The organism is Erwinia sp. GW821-FHT03D09 (assembly GCF_059420805.1).
Genome location: NZ_JBWKUK010000040.1, coordinates 1 through 2,371, shown reverse-complemented (window position 1 = coordinate 2,371; position 2,371 = coordinate 1). Strand labels below are relative to the sequence as shown.

The following is a 2,371-nucleotide window of genomic DNA, read 5'->3' as shown; positions in this document are numbered from 1 at the left end:
CCGGACGGTCAGAGACTTCGGCAACGGAATAACCGCGTTCCGTTATCTGACGGACGGCTTCTTCCTTAAATTCAGGTATAAATCGTGGTGTGCCCATACGCTCCTCCTGTGCTCAAACTATAGGGCAGGATCGTCTACCGGGGTGGGGTCAGTCCAGTGAGCCATTCAATTTTAACTTTATGTATTAGTCTTTCTTTTAAGCTGACCAAGAACCTTCCCTCAGATATTACTTGGCATAATGATTACTTTACACTTTCCGAAAACACCTTAAAATAGTGCAAGAGTTCTTCGAAATTTGAAAACTCGTTTCTCTTGTTTAGTTTATACTCCCCCGAATCTGCACACATAACTTCAGACATGCAACTTAAATCATCCCAAACAGTGAATCGCGCAATATAATTATCATTTTCAAAATCTATAACCATACTATCAGATAGTTCATTTTTGTTATAAACAGACTGATAATCGGTGTGCGCATGCAACCATATTTCGAATTCTCTTAGCATCTTGTTTTTACTCTCCCATCGATTTTATCAGCCTTCACACTTATATTACTAGCTGTCGGCATTTCTGGCACAGGTAACCCTTTACGTTTAGCCAAGCGGCCTTCTAAAGAGTCTGGTCCAACAATCTTTGCCCAGCCTTCGTTTGTTGGTATTAACGAACTCTTAGGGACATCAAACTCAACATACATTGCTCCATTTTTTGCTTGTTTACCAAAGGCATTAACATCCGCAGGTGAGGCCACATGGGTTGTTCCTGTAGAACTTTGCACAACCTTACCAGTCTCAATCATTGCTTGATGCTCTGCTGGCCCCATCCACCTTCCAACTGTAACATTCGTGAGCCCCCAAGGGTCGATCCAACTCAGAGGGTTAGGCCCATACTGATAAAGGTTCAGACTACCTGCCAAACCGATCGGATCAGGTGTGATAAATCGCCCAACCTCAGGTGCATAATATCGATAGGTATTGTAATGCAGCCCGGTTTCTTCATCCAGATATTGCCCGGCATAACGCAACGGTTGGCGGAACCTGCCTAGCGGCTGACTGAAGTTGCGCCACATTGCATCCGTCTGCCGTGTCACCTGACCAAACACCCCATACTGCCCCGACCACACCATCTCGCCCTGCTCATTGGTCACTTCCTGTGGGGAACCATTCAGGTCGGTGTGATACCAGTACAGTTTATCCCCACTGTAGTGCCGTTCAATGCAGGCCAGCGGTGTGTAGGCTTCGTTCGGGTCATAACACCAGGTTTGCTGGCGATCGTCAGTACGGCTTTGCAGCAACCGCAATCCTTGCCACAAGAAATGGGTCTCACGCCGTTCCTGACGGAGGGTGACCACCTTACTGGACCGGCGCCCCAGCGCATCATAGTGGTACTGCGCTTCAAACGGTCCCTTCGGCCCGTCACCTTTCACCCCCACCAGACGGTTATCTGCATCATAGCGATAGTGCTGGCTGCCGGGACCTTTCTGCCTGACCGACATATTGCCGAAGGCATCATACTGATACTGCCATTCTTCCCAGCGGCTCAACCGGTTATCACGATAAGGCTGGCTACCACGGACATACGGTGAACTTTCTGGCGTCAGTAATGGCAGTAGCAAGGCGTTATCAGCCTGATCATAATGCACAGAGGTCTGCTCGCCTTGTGCCGAATAGACGCTGCGTAGCCGACCTTCAACATCATACCCATAGCTCACTGCACCCCGGTTACTGTCTTCCACTGCCGCCAGCTCATGCAAATCATCGTAATGGTAGGCTCGCCACAGAACCCCCCTCTCCGGGGACGTGAGTGCGTCGGTGAGGCGATTGCTGATACTGCTCTGCCACTGGCGACGCCCCAGCCGGTCATACTGCCGATGTTGTGTCAGCGCCCCTTGTGTGCGACTGATTTCACGGTGCAACACATCCCGCTCAAACTCGCTGATTATCTGGTCATTGAAACGGATGGCGGTGACATGCCCAGAACCATAGCGGTGCCACTGGAAGCGGTCATCATTCGGTAACCCCAGTTCGGTCAGGTTGCCCAATACATCATACTGGTAGGTCAGCGCTTCTACGCCGTTATGCTCGCGGGTCACCCGGCCCAGCGCATCACGTTCAAAGGTGACGGTATTGGACTGTATACCCAGTTTCTCTCCCTGCCCGGTCGGTGTACGGCTGGCACCGAGCAGGTTACCCATCACATCCCACTGATACACCACCCGCTCGGTCAGTGTCTGGCGTTCAATCACACGACCCGCAGCATCGTAGGTCAGGTGGCCTGGTTTCGTCGGGCGCAGCCCCTCGTCGTCTGCCGTGCCTTGCTGGGTCACCGTGCTTATCTGCCCGTCGGCATTGCAGGTGTAAGTGTATCGGGTATC

The 2,371-nt window shown here is 51.4% G+C and carries 3 protein-coding genes; all 3 read right to left on the bottom strand.

Annotated features, from left to right (window positions below; all coding sequences use genetic code 11):
* On the bottom strand, positions 1-97 hold a 97-nt coding region (locus AC07U6_RS22165), incomplete at its 3' end, for a transposase (RefSeq protein WP_494764855.1).
* 145 nt (positions 98-242) lie between these two features.
* Positions 243-506 (bottom strand): immunity protein TriTu family protein, encoded by a 264-nt coding sequence (locus AC07U6_RS22160; RefSeq protein ID WP_494761852.1) that lies wholly within the window; start codon positions 504-506, stop codon positions 243-245.
* The coding region (locus AC07U6_RS22155) for a TreTu family toxin (RefSeq protein WP_494764854.1) at positions 500-2,371 on the bottom strand (1,872 nt) is incomplete at its 5' end. The genes AC07U6_RS22160 and AC07U6_RS22155, both read right to left, overlap by 7 nt.

Coding starts and splice junctions, on each gene's coding strand:
- AC07U6_RS22160 (WP_494761852.1), bottom strand. CDS start 506: ATGCTAAGAGAATTCGAAATATGGTTGCATGCGCACACCGATTATCAG.